Consider the following 19272-nt stretch of genomic DNA (forward strand, 5'->3'; position numbering starts at 1 on the left):
CGCCGGCCTGGGCGGCGCCTCCTCGCCCGGCCTGGGCGGCGGCGCCAGTGCCGCCGGGCTCGCCGTCCGCGAGGCGGTGGCCGCCGCGCCCGAGCCGGCTCCCGCCCCGGCACCGGCGCCGGCCCCCGCGCCGAAGCCCTACCGGATCACCACGCTGCACCCCAAGACCTACAACGAGGCCCGCCAGATCGGCGAGGCGTTCCGGGACGGCAGCCCGGTCATCATGAACCTCACGGAGCTCGACCACGCCGACGCGCGGCGGCTGGTGGACTTCGCTGCGGGACTGATCTTCGGGTTGCGCGGTAGCATCGAGCCCGTCACGAACAAGGTGTTCCTGCTCAGCCCGAGGGACGTCGACGTGACGGCCGAGGACAAGGCGCGGATCCGCGAGGGCGGCTTCCTGAACCGGTCCTGAGGCCGACGGCAGGAGTGGACCCGGCACGCGGAGTGCCCCGACCGAACGAGGACTGTGGCTCTCTTCTGGCAGATCGTCTCGTCGGTGCTGCTCGTCTTCCTCATCCTGCTCTTCGCGCGGTTCGTCGTCGACTGGGTCATGGTGCTGGCGCGCAGCTGGCGCCCGTCCGGGCTGGTGGCGGCGGGGCTCGAGGTCGTCTACGCCACGACCGACCCGCCGCTCAAGGCCATCCGGAAGGTCATCCCGCCCCTGAACCTGGGGACGATCCGACTCGACCTCGGGTTTATGGTGCTCCTGATCGCCGTGTACATCCTCAAGGGGATCGTGGACAGCCTCGCGCGGGGTGCCGTGTGACCGCTGGTCCCCGGGGGGACGGCGTCACCCAGGGCCGGGTGTGGTCCGCCGTCGCCCGTCCGAGAACGTCCCTGTTCCCGCTGCCTGACCCGAGGTGACCCCCGATGCCACTCACGCCTGCCGACGTGCACAACGTCGTCTTCAAGAAGCCGCCGATCGGCAAGCGGGGCTACGACGAGGACGAGGTCGACGCGTTCCTCGACGTGGTGGAGGCCGAGCTGGCCCGGCTGATCGAGGAGAACAACGAGCTGCGCGCCGGATCCGCGACCGGCCGCCAGCCCCGCGCCGAGGCGCCCGAGCCGCCCGCGCCGACCCCCGCTCCGCCGCCGCCCCCGCCGGTCGCCCCGCGCGAGGACGACAGCGCCCGCGCGTCGCGGATGCTGGCCCTGGCGACCGAGACCGCCGACCGGTACGTCAACGAGGCCAAGGCGCAGGCCGACCAGATGGTCGTCTCCGCCAAGACCAACAGCGAGCGGATGGTCACCGAGGCGCGGGCCAAGAGCGAGCAGATGGTCAGCGAGGCCAAGATGCGCGCCGACTCGATGGTCGGCGACGCCCGCACCCGCGCCGACACGATGGAACGGGAGGCCCGCGCCAAGGCCGCCGCGCTCGACCAGGACGCCGAGCGCCGGCACACCGAGGTCATGGGCTCCCTGGAGGAGAAGCGCAGCAGCCTCGAGCGCAAGATCGAGGAGCTGCGCACCTTCGAGCGCGAGTACCGCACCCGCCTGCGGTCCTACCTCGAGTCGCACCTGCGGGACCTGGACAGCCGCGGGTCGGCCGAGCCGGCGTCCAACAGCCGGCAGAACCAGCACGCCCCCGCCTGAGCAAGGACCCCGTCCTCCCCACCCTTCGCAGGCTCAGGGCGGTGCCCGGGACGGGGCCGGACCGAGTCGAGCGGAGACCGCACCACCTCATCCACGAGAGGGGCCCCGGACCACACGGTCCGGGGCCCCTCTCGCGTTCCGCTCAGCCGGCAGCGCGGGCCAGCCAGAAGCGGGAGCCGCCGGGACCCTCGGTGCCCTCCCCGGCGCCCGGGGTGGCGGCGTGCACCCGCACCGCGAGGACCTCGGCGGCCAGCTGGTCGGCCTGCTCGCGGAGCGCCTCGGCCATCGACTCTCCGTCCGCCCCCTCCGCGGTCCACCACAGCTCGATCCGGTCGCTGACCGCCAGCCCGCTGCTCTTGCGCGCCTCCTGGACCAGCCGGACCGCCTCGCGCACCAGGCCGGCCCGCTCCAGCTCGGGGGTGAGCTCCAGGTCCAGCGCGACGGTGAGCCCGCCGCCGCTGGCCACGGTCCAGCCCTCGCGCGGGGTCTCGGTGACGACGAGGTCGCCCTCCTGTAGCGGCACCGTCGTCCCGTCGACCTCGACCCCGGCCGTGCCGGCCCGGTAGGCGGCGACCAGCGCCGCCGCGTCGGCCGCGGCGACCGCCGCCGCGACGGCCTGCACCTGCTTGCCCAGGCGCCGGCCGACGGCGCGGAAGTCGACCTTCACGCTGACGTCGACCAGGTCCCCACCCACGGCCGAGAGGTCCAGGAGCTCGGCCACGTTGAGCTCGTCGGCCACCTCCGCGACCAGGTCGCGGGGGAGTGCGGACCACCCGGGCGCGGCGACGACGGCGCGCGCCAGGGGCTGGCGGGTGCGCACCTTGGCCGAGGTGCGGGCCGAGCGGCCGAGCTCCACCAGCCGGCGGACGAGGGCCACCTGCGCCACCAGCCGGTCGTCGCGGGCCCCGGCGTCCACCTGCGGCCAGGACGCCAGGTGCACGCTGTCGGGGACCTCGGCCCCGCCCGCCCCGGCCAGGCCCGGCGCCACGGCGCGGGCCCACACCTCCTCGGTGACGAACGGGGTGAACGGCGCCATGAGGCGGGTCAGCACGTCCAGCACCTCGTGCAGGGTGGCCAGCGCCGCGGGGTCGCCGTCCCAGAACCGGCGGCGCGAGCGGCGCACGTACCAGTTGCTCACGTCGTCGACGAACTGGGCGATCAGCCGCCCGGCGCCCTGGGTGTCGAAGTCCTCGAGCGCCGCGGTGACGCCCTCGGTGACCGCGGCCAGCTCGGCCAGCGCCCAGCGGTCCAGCAGCGGCCGCTCGTCGGCCGGCGGCGCCACCGCGTCCCAGCCGTTGGTCTCGGCGTACAGGGTGAAGAAGCTGGCGGTGTTCCAGTAGGTGAGCAGCACCTTCCGGACCACCTCGGACAGCGTCTCGTGCCCCACCCGGCGGGCCGACCAGGGCGAGCCGCCGGCCAACATGAACCAGCGGACGGCGTCGGCGCCGTGCCGGTCCATGAGCGGGATCGGCTCGAGGATGTTGCCCAGGTGCTTGCTCATCTTCCGGCCGTCCTCGGCCAGGATGTGCCCCAGGCAGAGGACGTTCTCGTACGAGCTCTCCCCGAACACCAGGGTGCCGACGGCCATCAGCGAGTAGAACCAGCCGCGGGTCTGGTCGATCGCCTCGCAGATGAACTGCGCCGGGTAGGCCGCCTCGAACTCCGCCTGGTTGCGGTACGGCGCGCCCCACTGCGCGAAGGGCATCGAGCCGGAGTCGTACCAGGCGTCGATCACCTGCGGCACCCGCCGGTAGGTGCCCTCCTCGCCGGGGCGGGTGAAGGTGACCTCGTCGATGAACGGCCGGTGCGGGTCGAGGCCGGAGAGGTCCCGCCCGCTGAGCTCGGCGAGCTCGGCCAGGGAGCCGACCAGCACCATGCGGTCCGGGTCGGCGTCGTTGCGCCAGATCGGCAGCGGCGTGCCCCAGTACCGGTCGCGGGACAGCGCCCAGTCGACGTTGTTGCGCAGCCAGTCGCCGTAGCGGCCCCACTGGATGTGCTCGGGGTGCCAGTGCGTCTTCTCGTTCTCGGCGAGCAGCTGGTCCTTGAGCGCGCTCGTGCGGATGTACCAGGACGGCTGCGCGTAGTACATGAGCGGCGTGTGGCAGCGCCAACAGTGCGGATAGCTGTGCTCGTAGCGCTGCTCACGCCACAGCACGCCGCGGGCGGCCAGGTCGGCCACCAGCGAGTCGTCGGCGGCCTTGAAGAACCGCCCACCGACCAGCCCCACCTCGGGCAGGAAGTGCCCGCTGGCGTCGATCGGGTTGACCACGGGCAGGCCGTAGCCCCGGCAGACGGCGAGGTCGTCGGCGCCGAACGCGGGGGACTGGTGCACCAACCCGGTGCCGTCGTCGGTGGTCACGTAGTCGGCGAGGACGACGAAGTGCGCGTCCTCGCCGGCGGGGAAGTCGACCAGCTCGAAGGGCCGCTGGTAGTGCACCCGCTCCCAGTCCCGGCCCGGGGTGCGGGCCAGCACCTCGACGTCGTCGGTGTCGCCGAAGACCGCGCCCAGCAGCGGCTCGGCCACCACGAGGACGTCGTCGCCGCGCCTGGCGACGACGTAGGTCACGTCGGGGTGGACGGCGACCGCGGTGTTGGACGGCAGCGTCCACGGCGTCGTCGTCCAGACCAGCAGGTCGGCCCGGCCCGCCCACTCGCCGCTGGTGACCGGAAGCCGGACGTACACCGAGGGGTCGGTGATCGACTCGTACCCCTGCGCCACCTCGTGGTCGGACAGCCCGGTGCCGCAGCGCGGGCAGTAGGGGGCGACGCGGTGGTCCTCGACCAGCAGGCCCTTCTCGAAGACCTGCTTGAGCGACCACCACACGCTCTCGATGTAGGCCGGGTCCATCGTCCAGTAGGCGGTGGACATGTCGACCCAGTAGCCCATCCGGTGGGTCAGCTGGGCGAAGTCGGCGACGTGCCGCTCCACCGACTCCCGGCAGCGGGCGTTGAACTCGGCGATGCCGTAGCGCTCGATGTCCGGCTTGCCGGCGAAGCCCAGCTCCTGCTCGACGGCGATCTCCACCGGCAGGCCGTGGCAGTCCCACCCGGCGCGGCGGGGGACGTGCCAGCCCTGCATGGTCTTGAACCGCGGGAAGACGTCCTTGAAGGCGCGGGCCTCGATGTGGTGCGTGCCCGGGCGGCCGTTGGCGGTCGGCGGGCCCTCGTAGAAGTTCCACTGCGGCTTGCCGGCGGCGTTGTCGAGCGTGCGCGCGAAGACCTTGTCCGCCTCCCAGCGGCCCAGGACCTCCTGCTCGAGGGCGGGCAGGTCGACCTGGGGGGGCATGGCGCGAAAGCGCCCGGAGGGCGATGCGCGGAAGGGACCGGGAGAGCTCACGCCCTCCATCATCCCCGAGGACCGCTCACGACCGGCGGCGGTGCCCGGCCGCGGCCCGGAGGTCCCAGCGGCGGAACGCGCGTACGGGAGACTGCGGAGGTGGACAGGGCCGCGCGGTGAACACGACGGTCACCGTCGGGCTGGCCGTGGGGGCGCTCATCGTCCTCGTCGCCGCGGTGGCGCTGCGCCTGGCCAACCGGCTCGGCCTGCCCAGCCTGCTGCTCTACCTGGCGCTCGGCGTCGCCCTGGGCGAGAACGGCCTGGGCGTCCAGTTCGAGGACGTGCAGCTCACCCAGACCCTCGGCGTGGCCGCGCTCGTCGTCATCCTCGCCGAGGGCGGGCTGACCACCCGCTGGGCCGACGTCCGCCGGGCCATCGGGCCGGGGGTGTCGCTGGCGACCATCGGCGTGGCCGTCAGCGTGGTCGTCACCGCGGCGATCGCCGTCTGGCTGCTGGACTTCCGGTGGGCCTTCGCGCTGCTGCTGGGCGCGGTGATCGGCTCGACCGACGCCGCGGCGGTGTTCGCCGCCCTGCGCCGGCTGTCGTTGCCGCGCCGGCTGACCGCGTCCATCGAGGCCGAGAGCGGGCTCAACGACGCGCCGGCGATCCTGCTGGTGACCGCGCTCTCGGCCTACCTCACCGACGCCGAGGCGCACGCGTGGTGGTTCGTGGCGCTGGAGATCGTGCTGGAGCTGGTGGGCGGTGCGGCCATCGGCGTCGCCGTCGGCATGGCCGGGGCCGAGCTGCTGCGCCGGGTGGCGCTGCCGCTGGCCGGTTTCTACCCGCTGGCCACCCTGGCGCTGTGCGTGCTGGCGTTCGCGGCGGCGGACCTGGCGCACACCTCGGGGTTCGTCGCGGTCTACCTCGCCGGGGTGGTGCTCGGCAACGCGGCCCTGCCGCACCGCTCTGCGAGCATGGGCTTCGCCGAGGGGATGGCGTCGCTGGCCCAGATCGGGCTGTTCGTGCTGCTGGGCCTGCTGGCCTCGCCCCTGCGGCTGGGGGACGCGCTGCTGCCGGCGCTCGCGGTGGGGTTGGCCCTGCTGCTGGTCGCCCGCCCCCTGTCGGTGCTGGCCAGCCTCGTGTGGTTCCGGATGCCGCTGACCCAGCAGGCCTTCATCTCCTGGGCCGGGCTGCGCGGGGCGGTGCCCATCGTGCTGGCCACCTTCCCCGTCGCCGCGGGGGTGCAGGGCGCCGTCCGGATCTTCGACACGGTCTTCGTGCTCGTCGTCGTCTTCACCCTCATCCAGGGCTGGTCGCTGCCCTGGGTCGCCCGCGCGCTGCGCATCGCCGCCCCGGTGACCCCGCGGGACGTCGACGTGGAGTCCGCACCGCTGGACGAGCTGGACGCCGACCTGCTGCAGCTGCGGGTGCCGGTCGGCTCGCGGCTGCACGGCGTCTACCTGCCGGAACTGCGGCTGCCCGAGGACGCCGCGGTGGTGCTGATCGTCCGCGACGGCCGGTCCTTCGTCCCCGACGCGACCACCCGGCTGGTGCGCGGTGACCAGGCGCTGCTGGTGTCCGCGCGGCGGTCGCGGGCCGAGGCCGAGCGGCGGCTGCGGGCGGTCAGCCGCGCCGGCCGGCTGGCCAGCTGGCGGGGCGAGACCGGCACCGCCTCCGAGACCGACTGAGGGAGGACCCCGCTGCCCCCACCGCTCGCAGGCTCGCGGGGGGACCCTGCAGCGGGGCCACGGGGCCGACGCGGTGACGTCGGCCCCTCCGCGGCTCAGCCGTTGAGCTCGAGGGTCTGCGTCGTCTCGGCGCGGACCTCGGCGAGCAGCGCCGGGTCGTCGACCAGCCGGCGGCCGTAGGAGGGGATCGCCTCCTGCAGCGCCGGCCGCCAGGCGTCGATCCGGCCCGGGAAGCAGCGCTCGAGGACGGTGAGCATCGCCGCGACCGCCGTCGAGGCGCCCGGGGAGGCGCCGAGGAGACCGGCGATCGTGCCCTCGCCACCGACGACCAGCTCGGTGCCGAACTGCAGCACCGGCGCGCCCTTCGCGTCGCGCTTGATGACCTGCACGCGCTGGCCGGCGGTGATGAGGTCCCAGTCGGCCTCCTCCGCCTCGGGCATGAACTCGGTCAGCGTGTTGTGCCGCGACTTGCCGCCCTTGAGCAGCTCCGAGATCAGGTACCGGGTGAGCGGGACGTTGTCCTTGGCCACGCCCAGCATCGAGCCCAGGTTGTGCCCGCGGACCGACCGGGGGAGGTCGAACAGGGAGCCGGCCTTGAGGAACTTGGGCGAGAAGCCGGCGTAGGGCCCGAACAGCAGCGAGTGGTCGCCGTCGATGAGGCGCAGGTCCAGGTGCGGCACCGACATCGGCGGAGCGCCGACGGCGGCCTGGCCGTAGACCTTGGCCTGGTGGCCCGAGACCAGCTCGGGGGACCGGGTGCGCAGGAACTTGCCGCTGACCGGGAAGCCGCCGAAGCCGCGGATCTCGGGGATGTCGGCCCGCTGCAGCAGCGGGAGCGCGCCGCCGCCGGCGCCCACGAAGACGAAGCGGGCGCGCACGCGGCGCTCCTCGCCGGTCGACGCGTCGGTGACGGTGACGTCCCAGCGGCCGTCGGTGCGCCGCTCGACCTCGGTGACCCGCTGGTTGCAGTGCACGTGCACGCCGCGCTGCTCGGCGGCGCTCACCAGCAGGCGGGTCAGCGAGCCGAAGTCGACGTCGGTGCCGGCGACCGAGCGGGTGGCGGCCACGACCTGGTCGGCGGGGCGGCCGGCCATCATCAGCGGCACCCACTCGGCCAGCTCGGTGCCGTCGTCGGTGTACTCCATGCCGGCGAACAGCGGCGAGGCGGCCATGGCCTCGTAGCGGTTGCGCATGTACTGCCGGCCGGCCGCACCGGTCACGAAGCTGATGTGCGGAACCGGGGTGATGAACTCCTTGGGCGCCCCGGTCAGGCCCGAGCGGACCAGGTGCGACCAGAACTGCCGGGAGACCTGGAACTGCTCGTTGATCGTCTCGGCCTTGCTGACGTCGACCGACCCGTCGGGGCCCGCCGGCGTGTAGTTGAGCTCGCAGAGGGCCGCGTGGCCGGTGCCGGCGTTGTTCCAGGCGTCGGAGCTCTCGCCGGCCACGTCGGGGCCGGACTCGAACAGGGTGACGCTCCAGTCGGGGGCCACGACACCGAGCAGCGACGCCAGGGTCGCGCTCATGATGCCGCCGCCGACGAGGACGACGTCGGGGTCGGTCGAGGGTGCGAGTTCGGTGGACACGACGGCCTTCCGGTCCGGGAGTGTGGCTACCCCTCCAACGTCGGCTCTTTCCGGCGGGAACATGTCACTCCGCGTGGTGAGATCGGTCTCAGCGGCACATGAGATGGATCACCCCGCCCCGAGTTGCGCCGCGCACCGGCCGGGTCCAGGGGCTCGGCGGCGGGCCGCGGCTATCGTCGGGGAGCGCGGCGACGGGTCGCGCGAGCCACGACCGAGGAGCCGTCCTGTCCGAAGCCAGCGAGCCCCGGGACGGCGCGGGCGAGGTCCCCGCGGAGCAGCCGGACGGCGCGCACCCTCGACCACGCACCCGCCTGCTGCTCCTCCTGGCGCTGGGGGTGCTGCTGGCCGACCTCGGCACCAAGCTGCTCGTCGTCGCGACCATCGACCCCGGCGAGAACGTCCGCCTGCTGGGCGGCGCGCTCTACCTGACCCACCACCGCAACACCGGGGCGGCCTTCTCCTTCGCCGAGGGCTTCACCGTCGTCTTCACGCTGATCGCCGTCGCCGTGGCCGTGGTGATCGTCCGCACCGCCCGCCGGCTGTGCTCCTCGGGGTGGGCGGTGGCGCTGGGGCTGGTCCTCGGGGGCGCGGTGGGCAACCTGGTCGACCGCGTGTTCCGCGACCCCGGGTTCCTGCGCGGCGGCGTCGTCGACTTCGTCTCGGTGTTCGCGCCGGACGGCGAGGTCTACCCGATCTTCAACGTCGCCGACTCGGCGATCGTCTGCGGCGGCATCCTCGGGGTGATCCTGGCCCTCCGCGGCATCGAGTTCGACGGCTCCCGCGCGGGGGGCCGCCGCGACGCCCGCGACGGGGGAGCGGCCCGGCGCTGACGGCGGGCCCCGCTCGGGTCCGCGAGGGGTCGGGGAGAGGGGGTCCTCCTTCTGTCACGATGGAGGGCGTGATCGACTCCCCCGGCCAGCACCGGGCGCTCCCGGTGCCGGACGGGCTGGAGGGCCAGCGCGTCGACCAGGCGCTGTCCCGCCTGTTCGGGCTCTCCCGCAGCGCCGCCGCGGACCTCGCCGACGCCGGAGCCGTGCTCGTCGACGGCCGGGCCCGCGGCAAGGGCGACCGGATCAGCGGTGGCAGCTGGCTGGAGGTCGAGCTCCCGCCGCCCCCGGGCGAGCCGGCGGACCCCGAGCCGGTCGCGGGGATGACCGTCGTCCACGACGACGACGACATCGTGGTGGTGGACAAGCCCGTCGGCGTCGCCGCGCACCCGAGCCCCGGCTGGGAGGGGCCGACGGTCGTCGGCGGTCTGGCCGCGGCCGGCTACCGGATCTCCACCTCGGGCGCGGCGGAGCGGCAGGGCGTCGTCCACCGGCTGGACGCCGCCACCACGGGGCTCATGGTGGTGGCCAAGAGCGAGCGGGCCTACACCCGGCTCAAGGCGGCGTTCAAGGAGCGCACCGTCGAGAAGGGCTACCACGCCCTCGTCCAGGGCCACCCGGACCCCTCGCGGGGCACGATCGACGCCCCGATCGACCGCCACCCGCGGCACGACTGGCGGTTCGCCGTCGTCCAGGGCGGGCGCCCGTCGGTCACCCACTACGAGGTCATGGAGGCCTTCCCGGCCGCCAGCCTGGTCGACATCCGGCTGGAGACCGGCCGCACGCACCAGATCCGCGTGCACTTCTCCGCGCTGCGCCACCCCTGCGTCGGTGACACGACCTACGGCGCCGACCCCACGCTGGCCGCCCGGTTGACGGTGTCGCGGCAGTGGCTGCACGCGGTCCGGCTGGGCATCCCGCACCCGGCCGACGGGCACTGGGTGGAGTTCACCAGCCCCTACCCGGCCGACCTGGCCGGCGCGCTCGACATCCTGCGCGCCGAGGCCTGAGGGCCCGTCGGTGGACGGGCTCCCCGGTTCCCTCGCCGACTACGGCCCGGCCGCGCTGTCGGCGGTGGTCGTCGCCGGGTACCTGGTGCTGGGGGAGCCCCTCGTCGGTCACGTGCTGCACCGCCGGTTCGAGGGCCGGCTGCGCACCGAGGACGGCGCCCGCCGGTCGTTCTACCGGCGGCTGCTGGTCCTCGAGTGGGGCCTGGCGCTGCTCGCCCTCGCCGTCTGGCTGTCGGCCCCGGGCGTCGACGCCGGCGCGGTGGGGCTGCGCTGGCCGCAGTCGTGGCCGGGGCCGGTCTCCGGGGCCGCGGCGCTGCTGGTGCTGGCGTTCGTGGTGGTCTCGACGCGGGCCCTGCGCTCGGGCGCGCTCGCCGAGGCCGCCGCCCCGGCACGCCGCCGCCCCGGCGAGGGGCGGCACGCCGAGCCGCCGGTGCACGCCACGCTGGCGCTGCTCCCGCGCACCGGGGCCGAGCGGCGGCTGTTCACCGTCGTCGGCACCACCGCGGGCGTGTGCGAGGAGTGGCTGTACCGCGGGTTCTTCCTCGCCGTGGCCGCCGCGGTGGCCGGCGGGCTGTCCACGCCGCTGCTGGTCGCCGTGGCCGCGGTCGCGTTCGGCCTGGCGCACGCCTACCAGGGGGTGGCCGGCGTGCTCACCACCGGCGTCCTCGGGGGCGTGCTGGCGGCTCTCTACCTGGACACCGGCTCGCTGCTGCTGCCGGTCCTGCTGCACGTGCTCATCGACCTGCGGTTCCTGCTCGTCCCGGCCAGCGCGCTCCCGGCGGTCGACCGGTGAGGGTGGGGGTGGCCGGCCCGGCCGACTGGCCGGAGGTGGTCGCGCTGCGGACCCGCGTGTTCGTCGAGGAGCAGGGCGTCCCGCCGGAGATCGAGCAGGACGAGCACGACGCCACCGCCGTCCACGCCGTCGCCCGGGACGACGGCGGCCGCGTGGTGGCGACCGGCCGGCTGCTGGTCGGCGACGGCCGGGCGCTGGTCGGCCGCATGGCGGTCGACGCGGCCGTCCGCGGCCGGGGGCACGGCGCCGCGGTCCTCGCCGAGCTGCACCGGCAGGCGGTGCGGCTGGGGCTGCCCGAGGTGGAGCTGCACGCCCAGGTGGGCGCCCGCGGCTTCTACGAGCGGGCCGGTTACATCGCGGTGGGGGAGGAGTACGAGGAGGCCGGCATCGTCCACGTCACGATGCGCCGGCGCCTCGACGACGACACGCCGCGCTAGGTGGTGCTGCTCGGCGGCGCGACCCACGCTGGTCCGCGCCCAGGGGCTGCGGCTGCCCTCCACCCTGCGCCACGAGGACCCGGGGCGGGTGGGGGGCAGCGGTCGGGTGTGAGGAGACACGTCCTGTCAGACCCTCGGAGTAGACCTCTCCCAGTGCGAGGATCGACGCACCGACCCGACCGCCGACCCGACGGCGCAGTCAGGCCCGGCTCGTCGGCCGCGCACCGCCCGCCGGTCTTCCCCGCCGGTCGCCGGCCGCGGACCTCGACGGCCGGGCACGCACGACCTGTGAGGAGCACGCAGCCCCGTGAGCAGCACCCCGTCCGACTCGTTCGTGCACCTGCACGTACACACCGAGTACTCGATGCTCGACGGCGCGGCGAAGCTGCCGGAGGTCACCAAGGCCGCCGCGGAGCAGGGGATGCCCGCGCTGGCGATGACCGACCACGGCAACGTCTTCGGCGCCTACGACTTCTACAAGCAGGCCACCGCTGCCGGCGTGAAGCCGATCATCGGCATGGAGGGGTACTACACGCCCGGCTCCCGGTTCGACCGCGCCCCGTTCGACTTCGGCGACAAGCTGATCGACGAGGAGGGCGACGGCGGGAGCAACCGCGGCAAGGCCGCCTACACGCACATGACGCTGCTGGCCCGCACCACCGAGGGCATGCACAACCTCTTCCGCATCTCCTCGCTGGCCAGCCTGGAGGGCCAGTACCGCAAGCCCCGCTTCGACCGGGACCTGCTGGAGCGCTACGGAAAGGGCCTGATCGCCACCACCGGCTGCCCGTCGGGCGAGGTGAACATGTGGCTGCGCGCCGGCAAGGTCGACCAGGCCCGGCAGGCCGCCGCCGACTTCCAGGACATCTTCGGCCGCGAGAACTTCTACGCCGAGATCATGGACCACGGGCTGTCCATCGAGAAGAAGACCCGGCCGGCGCTGATGGAGATCGCCCGGGACCTCGGCATCCCGCTGCTGGGCACCAACGACCTGCACTACACCCACCGGGAGGACGCCGAGGCGCACGACGCCCTGCTGTGCATCCAGACCGGGTCCCGGCTCAACGAGCCCAACCGCTTCAAGTTCAACGGGGACGGCTACTACCTGAAGTCGGCCGCCGAGATGCGGGAGCTGTTCCGCGAGCACCCCGAGGCCTGCGACAACACGCTGCTGGTCGCCGAGCAGTGCGAGGTGTCCTTCACCGAGGGCGCCGACCTCATGCCGCGGTTCCCGCTGCCCGAGGGTGAGGACGAGACCTCCTGGTTCGTCAAGGAGGTCGAGCGGGGGCTGCACAAGCGCTACCCCGGCGGCATCCCCGACCACGTGCGCAAGCAGGCCGACTACGAGGTCGGGATCATCACCCAGATGGGCTTCCCGGGGTACTTCCTCGTGGTCGCCGACTTCATCAACTGGGCCAAGGACAACGGCATCCGGGTGGGCCCCGGCCGTGGCTCGGCCGCCGGGTCGCTGGCCGCCTACGCCATGGGCATCACCGACCTCGACCCGCTGGCCCACGGCCTGATCTTCGAGCGGTTCCTCAACCCCGAGCGCGTCTCCATGCCCGACGTCGACATCGACTTCGACGACCGCCGCCGCGGCGAGGTCATCCAGTACGTGTCGCAGAAGTACGGCGAGGAGCGGGTCAGCCAGATCGTCACCTACGGCACGATCAAGGCCAAGGCCGCGATCAAGGACGCCGCCCGGGTGCTCGACCGGCCCTACTCGGTGGGCGACGAGCTGACCAAGCTCATGCCGCCGGGGGTGATGGGCAAGGACATCCCGCTGTCGGGGATCTTCGACCCCAAGCACGACCGCTACAAGGAGGCCGCGGAGTTCCGCGCCCGCTACGAGTCCGACCCGGGCGCGGCGGAGGTCGTCGACCAGGCCCGCAAGCTGGAGGGCCTGAAGCGGCAGTGGGGCGTGCACGCGGCCGGGGTGATCATCGGCCGGTACCCGCTGATCGACAGCATCCCGATCATGCGCCGCGAGGCCGACGGCGCGATCATCACGCAGTTCGACTACCCGACCTGCGAGACGCTGGGCCTGCTCAAGATGGACTTCCTGGGCCTGCGCAACCTCACGGTCATCGACGACGCGCTGCGCAACATCGTCGCCAACGGCAAGGAGCCGGTCGACCTCGACGAGATCAGCAAGGACCTCACCGACAAGGCCACCTACGAGCTGCTCGCCCGGGGCGACACCCTCGGCGTCTTCCAGTTCGACGGCGGGCCGATGCGGTCGCTGCTGCGGCTCATGCGGCCGGACAACTTCGAGGACATCTCCGCCGTCGGCGCGCTCTACCGGCCCGGTCCGATGGGTGCGAACTCGCACACCAACTACGCGCTGCGCAAGAACGGCCAGCAGGAGATCACGCCGATCCACCCGGAGCTGGCCGAGCCGCTGGAGGAGATCCTCGGCCAGACCTACGGCCTGATCGTCTACCAGGAGCAGGTCATGGCGATCGCGCAGAAGGTCGCCGGGTACTCCCTCGGCAAGGCCGACCTGCTGCGCCGCGCGATGGGCAAGAAGAAGAAGTCGGTCCTCGACGCGGAGTTCGTCGGCTTCGAGGCCGGCATGAAGGCCAACGGGTTCTCCGGCGCCGCGGTCAAGACGCTCTGGGACATCCTGGTCCCGTTCGCCGACTACGCGTTCAACAAGGCCCACTCGGCCGCCTACGGCCTGGTCTCGTACTGGACGGCCTACCTCAAGGCCAACTACCCGGCCGAGTACATGGCCGGGCTGCTCACCAGCGTCGGCGACGACAAGGACCGCCGCCCGGTCTACCTGGCCGAGTGCCGGCGCATGGGCATCAAGGTGCTCCCGCCGGACGTCAACGAGTCCTCCTGGGACTTCACCGCCGTCGGCACCGACATCCGCTTCGGCCTCGCGTCGGTGCGCAACGTCGGGCACAACGTCGTCGAGTCCATCGTCCGGGCGCGCGAGGAGAAGGGCGCGTTCAAGGACTTCGCCGACTTCATGCGCAAGATCGACACGGTGGCCTGCAACAAGAAGGTCATCGAGTCGCTCGCCAAGGCCGGCGCGTTCGACTCGATGGGCCACTCGCGGCAGGGCATCGCCGCGGTCCACGCGCAGGCGGTCGACTCCGCGATGGCCCTCAAGCGCAAGGAGGCCGAGGGCCAGTTCGACCTCTTCGGCAGCTTCGGTGGCGACGACGGTGCGGACGACCCCTTCGGCGGCGCGCTGGAGATCGCCATCCCGACGGCGGACTGGTCCAAGAGCGAGCGGCTGATGTTCGAGCGCGACATGCTCGGGCTCTACGTGTCCGACCACCCGCTGCACGGCGTCGAGCACGTGCTCGCGGCCAACGCGGACACCCCGATCGTCGAGATCAACGCCGGGGGTGTCGAGGACGGCGCGAACGTGACGATCGCCGGCATCCTCACGGCGGTCTCCCCGCGCACCAACAAGCAGGGCGCGCCCTGGGCCATCGCGACGCTGGAGGACCTCGAGTCCGGCATCGAGGTGCTGTTCTTCCCCAAGACCTGGGCCGAGGTGTCGGAGAAGGTCGTCCGCGACCAGATCATCGTGGTCAAGGGTCGGATCAGCCGACGCGACGACCAGCCCTCCCTGTTCGGCTCGGAGGTGACCATCCCCGAGCTCACCGAGGGCCCGCGCGGACCGGTGATGGTCTCGATGGCCGCGGCCCGCTGCACGCCCCCGGTCGTCGAGCGGCTGCGCGAGGTCCTGGGCAGCCACCCGGGCACCACCGAGGTGCAGCTGAAGCTGGTCAACGGCAGCCGGGAGACCGTGCTGCGCCTGGACCAGGGACTGCGGGTGCGCCCCAGCACCGCCCTCATGGGCGACATCAAGGCCCTGCTCGGCCCGACGAGCGTGGCGCTGCTGTGAGCGTGGACCCCGTCTCGCCCGGGACGGGGCCACCGGACCGCCCCGGCGGCGCGGCGGGGTTCACTGGGGACGTGTCCGACCCCGTCGCCCCCCGCCCGCCCGAGGCGCCCCCGGCCGGACGACGGCCCCGAACGCCGGCCGGGCCGCGGTGGCCCGGTGCCGCCGAGCTGCGGGCCGACCGGCGCACCGCCCTGACGCTCACCGGGCTCCTCCTGGTGGCCGGGCTGCCCGCGGGGCTGCTGTGGTGGGCGCTGGCGCCGCGCGCGCAGTTCGAGGTGACCGCCGACGGCCCGCTGGTCCTCGGCCGGCCCTCGGCGGAGCTGCTCGCCGCCGACGACGGCGTGTTCACCCTCGTCCTGGCCGGGCTGGGCCTGCTCGCCGGCGGCGTCGGCTGGGCCCTGCGCCGCCGCCGCGGGGTCGCCACCGTGGTGGCGCTGGCCCTCGGCACCCTCCTGGCGGCCCTGCTGGCCTGGCAGCTGGGGGAGCTGCTCGGCCCCGGCCCCACCGAGGCCCAGCTCGCCGACGTGGGGGCGCGGGTGACCACCGCGCTGACCCTGCACTCCCTGGCCGCCCTCGCCGTCGGCCCGTTCGCGGCGGTGCTCGTCTACGTGGTCGCCACGCTGATGGCACCGGAGGAGGACCTCGGCCGGTCCGGACCCGCCCCCGGCGCCGTCGCGTCGTCGGTGGTCGCCGCGCTGCCGTCCGCCGGCCCCGTCCCGGAGCCCGCCCCGAGTGTGCGCGGGGCCAACGGCTCCGGTCCGGGCACCGCCGCGAGCTCGCGAGCGGAGGGGAGGGCGGGGTCCTCCTAGTTGACGCTGCGGGGTCCGGCGAAGCGCTGCAGCGGTGCCGGCACCGCTCCGATGGTCTCCAGCAGGGTCAGCTCGCGGCGCAGCAGCCGCGACTCGGCCCGCAGCCGGCGCCGGGTGGTCGACTCGGCCAGCAGCGCCTGCCGGTCCTCGGTCGTGAGCAGCGCCGCCGAGGCCACCAGGTAGGACAGCGCCCGCGGGTCCCCGTCGACCGCCGAGAGCAGGTCCCCGGCCTCCGGCTCCGCGTCGTCGGGGATCTCGCCGGCCAGGCCCGCCACCGCGGTCACGTATCGGGCGAACAGGCCGCCCACGCCGCGGACCAGCACCTCCAGCGAGCCGCGGGCGACGTCGGTGACCACGTCGTCGGAGGGGGCGGGCGCCGAGCCCTCCGGCCCGGCCAGCCCCTCCTGGTCCCCGGCGGCCTCCTCCGCCGCCTCCTCTTCGGCCAGCCACTCCACCTCCGCCCGCAGGTAGGGCGGGTCGTCGGAGACCAGGAGCTCCAGCAGCCGGAACCGGTCGCCGCCCACGGTGACGATCCGGAACCCGCCGTCGGGCTGCGGCCGGACCGTCTGCAGCCGGGCGGTGCAGCCGACGTCGTAGATGGCCTCGGCCGGGGCGACCCGCTCGACCTCCCAGCCCTGCCGGATGGCGACCACGCCGAAGAACCGGCCGGCGCCCTCCGGAACGGCGAGCAGGTCCCGCACGAGCCGGCGGTACCGGGGCTCGAAGACCTGGAGCGGCAGCAGCACGCCGGGGAACAGCGGGGTGCCGAGCGGGAAGAGCGGGATCAGGTCGCCCACGCATCCTCCTCGCCGGCGCTCGTCGGCCCCGCGGGCGGCGCCGCCGGGTCCGTGCCCGCGCTCGCTCGCGCCCGCCGAGCCTACGGGGGAGGGAGCGCCCGGACGGTTCCCGGTGGCCGCCCGTCTACCCTGGGGTGTTCCCGTCCGCGCCCCGGAGCCGCCTCGGAGGTCCGCCCGTGCTCGCCCGCATCGACCTGCGTGGGTCCACGCTGCCGGGGGTGCGCGAGCTCTCCGGGCTGCTGCCCCGGGCCGGCACCGACATCGACTCGGTGCTCGCCACCGTCCGGCCGCTGTGCGAGGACGTCCGGGTGCGGGGCGCCCAGGCGGTCCGCGAGATCACCGCCCGCCTCGACGGGGTGGACTCGGCGGACTTCGCCGTCCCGGTCGACGCGATCGAGCGGGCGCTGACCGAGATCGAGCCCGCCGTGCGGGCCGCGCTGGAGGAGGCCATCGCCCGCGTCCGCCGGGTGCACGCCGACCAGCGCCGCACCGACACCACCACCCAGGTGGTCCGCGGCGGCACGGTGACCGAGCGCTGGGTGCCGGTGCGCCGGGTCGGCCTCTACGTGCCCGGCGGGCTGGCCCCGCTGCTGTCCAGCGTCGTGATGAACGTCGTCCCGGCCCAGCTCGCCGGGGTCGAGTCGATCGCCGTGGCCTCCCCGCCGCAGCGCGACCACGGCGGCCTGCCCGACCCCGGCGTCCTCGCCGCGTGCGCGCTGCTGGGCGTCACGGAGGTCTACGCCGTCGGGGGCGCGCAGGCGATCGCCGTGTTCGGGTACGGCGCCGGCTCCTGCGAGCCGGTCGACATGGTCACCGGCCCCGGCAACGTCTACGTGACCGCCGCCAAGCGGCTGCTGCGCGGCCTCATCGGCATCGACTCCGAGGCCGGCCCCACCGAGGTCGCCATCCTCGCCGACGACACCGCCGACCCGGTGCACGTCGCCGCGGACTTGATCAGCCAGGCCGAGCACGACCCGCTGGCCGGCGCGGTGCTGGTGACGACGAGCGAGCAGCTCGCCGACGCCGTCGTCGACCTCGTGCCCGGCCAGGTCGCCGCCACCAAGCACTCCGACCGGATCACCACCGCGCTGGAGGGCAGCCAGTCGGGCATCGTCCTCGTGGACGACCTGGCGGCGGGCCTGCGGGTGGTCGACGCCTACGCCGCCGAGCACCTGGAGATCCAGACCCGCGACGCCCGCCAGGTCGCCGCCCGGGTGCGCAACGCCGGGGCGGTGTTCGTGGGGGCCTGGTCGCCGGTGTCGCTGGGCGACTACTGCGCGGGCTCCAACCACGTGCTGCCCACCGGCGGCTGCGCCCGGCACTCCAGCGGCCTGTCGGTGCAGTCGTTCCTCCGCGGCATCCACGTCGTGGAGTACGACGAGCAGGCCCTCGCCGAGGTGGCCGGGCACATCGACGCCCTCGCCGGCGCCGAGGACCTCCCCGCGCACGCCGCCGCCGTCCGGGCCCGGCAGCGGGCATGAGCCGGATGGACGAGCTCCCGCTGCGGCCGGAGCTGCGGGGCCGCTCGCCCTACGGCGCTCCACAGATACCGGCCAAGTACCGGCTCAACACCAACGAGAACCCGCACCCGCTGCCGCAGGCGCTGCTCGCCGACCTCGCCGGAGCGCTCCGGGACGCCGCCGTCGACCTCAACCGCTACCCCGACCGGGACGCGCTGGCGCTGCGCACCGACCTCGCCGCCTACCTGACCCGCACCGGCGGCGTGTGGCTGGCGCCGGAGCAGGTGTGGGCGGCCAACGGCAGCAACGAGATCCTCCAGCAGGTCCTGCAGACCTTCGGCGGCGGCGGGCGCCGGGCGCTGGGCTTCACGCCCTCGTACTCGATGCACCCGATCATCGCCGCGGGCACGGGGACCACCTGGGTGGACGGCCACCGGCGCGCGGACTTCACGATCGACCCGGAGGCGGCCGCCGCGCAGGTCCGCGAGCTGGCGCCCGACGTCGTGTTCGTGACCAGCCCCAACAACCCGACCGGCACCGCGGTGGACCTCGCCACGGTCGAGGCGCTCTACGAGGCGAGCACCGGCGTCCTCGTCGTGGACGAGGCCTACGCGGAGTTCGCCCGCACCGGCACGCCCTCGGCGCTCACCCTCCTGACCGGCCGCCCCCGGCTGATCGTGAGCCGCACGATGAGCAAGGCGTTCGGCATGGCCGGGCTGCGGCTGGGCTACCTCGCCGCCGACCCCGCCGTCGTCGACGCGCTCCAGCTGGTGCGGCTGCCCTACCACCTGAGCTCGCTCACCCAGGCCGCCGCCCGGACGGCGCTGGCGCACACCGACGCCCTGCTGGCGACCGTGGACGCGGTCAAGGCCGAGCGGGACCGGATCGTCGCCGCGCTGCCCGGCATGGGGCTGACCAGCGTGCCCAGCGACGCCAACTTCGTGCTCTTCGGGCGCTTCGCCGACGCCCCGGCCGCCTGGCGGGCCCTGCTCGAACGCGACGTCCTCGTGCGCGACGTCGGGCTGCCCGGCTGGCTGCGGGTGACCGCCGGGACGCCGCAGGAGACCGACGCCTTCCTCACCGCCCTGGGTGAGGTCGCCGCCGACCACCGCCTGGGAGACTGA

The 19272-nt window shown here is 74.2% G+C and carries 15 protein-coding genes; 12 read left to right on the forward strand and 3 right to left on the reverse strand.

Annotation, left to right across the window (positions count from 1 at the left end):
- The 3 genes from PGN05_RS03040 to PGN05_RS03050 all read left to right on the forward strand — a co-directional run.
- The coding region (locus PGN05_RS03040; RefSeq protein WP_419751045.1) for a cell division protein SepF at positions 1 to 415 on the forward strand (415 nt) is incomplete at its 5' end.
- Between the two features lie 54 nt (positions 416 to 469).
- Positions 470 to 769, forward strand: a complete 300-nt coding sequence (locus PGN05_RS03045; RefSeq protein ID WP_419751046.1) for a YggT family protein — start codon at positions 470 to 472, stop codon at positions 767 to 769.
- Positions 770 to 873: 104 nt separating this feature from the next.
- Positions 874 to 1596, forward strand: a complete 723-nt coding sequence (locus PGN05_RS03050; RefSeq protein WP_419751047.1) for a DivIVA domain-containing protein — start codon at positions 874 to 876, stop codon at positions 1594 to 1596.
- Between the two features lie 142 nt (positions 1597 to 1738).
- Here the strand turns inward: PGN05_RS03050 and ileS are convergent, their stop codons facing one another.
- Entirely contained in the window at positions 1739 to 4882 is a 3144-nt protein-coding gene (gene ileS / locus PGN05_RS03055) for an isoleucine--tRNA ligase (RefSeq protein WP_419751048.1), read from the reverse strand.
- A gap of 167 nt (positions 4883 to 5049) precedes the next feature.
- Between ileS and PGN05_RS03060 the strand changes: the two genes are divergently transcribed.
- Positions 5050 to 6561, forward strand: a complete 1512-nt coding sequence (locus tag PGN05_RS03060) for a potassium/proton antiporter (protein ID WP_419751049.1) — start codon at positions 5050 to 5052, stop codon at positions 6559 to 6561.
- Positions 6562 to 6656: 95 nt separating this feature from the next.
- Here the strand turns inward: PGN05_RS03060 and mqo are convergent, their stop codons facing one another.
- Positions 6657 to 8147 carry a malate dehydrogenase (quinone) gene (mqo, locus tag PGN05_RS03065; protein ID WP_419751050.1) on the reverse strand — a complete coding sequence of 497 codons (1491 nt, stop codon included), beginning with the start codon at positions 8145 to 8147 and terminating at the stop codon, positions 6657 to 6659.
- Positions 8148 to 8245: 98 nt separating this feature from the next.
- Between mqo and lspA the strand changes: the two genes are divergently transcribed.
- The 6 genes from lspA to PGN05_RS03095 all read left to right on the forward strand — a co-directional run bounded on the left by lspA (position 8246) and on the right by PGN05_RS03095 (position 15891).
- Positions 8246 to 8977, forward strand: coding sequence for a signal peptidase II (gene lspA / locus PGN05_RS03070; protein ID WP_419751051.1), 732 nt, complete (start codon positions 8246 to 8248; stop codon positions 8975 to 8977).
- 68 nt (positions 8978 to 9045) lie between these two features.
- Positions 9046 to 9984 carry an RluA family pseudouridine synthase gene (locus PGN05_RS03075; protein ID WP_419751052.1) on the forward strand — a complete coding sequence of 313 codons (939 nt, stop codon included), beginning with the start codon at positions 9046 to 9048 and terminating at the stop codon, positions 9982 to 9984.
- Between the two features lie 10 nt (positions 9985 to 9994).
- A complete protein-coding gene (locus tag PGN05_RS03080; protein ID WP_419751053.1) occupies positions 9995 to 10777 on the forward strand; it encodes a CPBP family intramembrane glutamic endopeptidase in 783 nt (260 codons plus the stop codon).
- Positions 10774 to 11214 (forward strand): GNAT family N-acetyltransferase, encoded by a 441-nt coding sequence (locus PGN05_RS03085; RefSeq protein WP_419751054.1) that lies wholly within the window; start codon positions 10774 to 10776, stop codon positions 11212 to 11214. The genes PGN05_RS03080 and PGN05_RS03085 overlap by 4 nt, the downstream gene beginning before the upstream one ends.
- A gap of 307 nt (positions 11215 to 11521) precedes the next feature.
- A complete protein-coding gene (gene dnaE, locus PGN05_RS03090) occupies positions 11522 to 15082 on the forward strand; it encodes a DNA polymerase III subunit alpha (protein WP_419751055.1) in 3561 nt (1186 codons plus the stop codon).
- 71 nt (positions 15083 to 15153) lie between these two features.
- On the forward strand, positions 15154 to 15891 hold the full coding sequence (locus tag PGN05_RS03095; RefSeq protein WP_419751056.1) for an LPXTG cell wall anchor domain-containing protein: 738 nt from the start codon (positions 15154 to 15156) through the stop codon (positions 15889 to 15891).
- Here PGN05_RS03095 and PGN05_RS03100 read toward each other — a convergent pair.
- The gene (locus PGN05_RS03100; protein ID WP_419751057.1) at positions 15888 to 16688 is read right to left on the reverse strand and encodes an LON peptidase substrate-binding domain-containing protein; all 801 of its coding nucleotides are present in this window, start codon (positions 16686 to 16688) and stop codon (positions 15888 to 15890) included. The two genes, PGN05_RS03095 and PGN05_RS03100, sit on opposite strands and share 4 nt — an antisense overlap.
- Positions 16689 to 16864: 176 nt before the next feature.
- Here PGN05_RS03100 and hisD point away from each other — a divergent pair, with 176 nt between their 5' ends.
- A complete protein-coding gene (gene hisD, locus PGN05_RS03105; RefSeq protein WP_419751058.1) occupies positions 16865 to 18169 on the forward strand; it encodes a histidinol dehydrogenase in 1305 nt (434 codons plus the stop codon).
- Positions 18166 to 19272: a histidinol-phosphate transaminase gene (locus PGN05_RS03110; RefSeq protein WP_419751059.1), complete on the forward strand. Its 1107-nt coding sequence runs from the start codon at positions 18166 to 18168 to the stop codon at positions 19270 to 19272. Before hisD ends, PGN05_RS03110 begins: the two co-directional genes overlap by 4 nt.

The organism is Geodermatophilus sp. CPCC 206100, from assembly GCF_048569675.1.
In the GTDB taxonomy this organism is placed as follows: Bacteria; Actinomycetota; Actinomycetes; order Mycobacteriales; family Geodermatophilaceae; genus Geodermatophilus.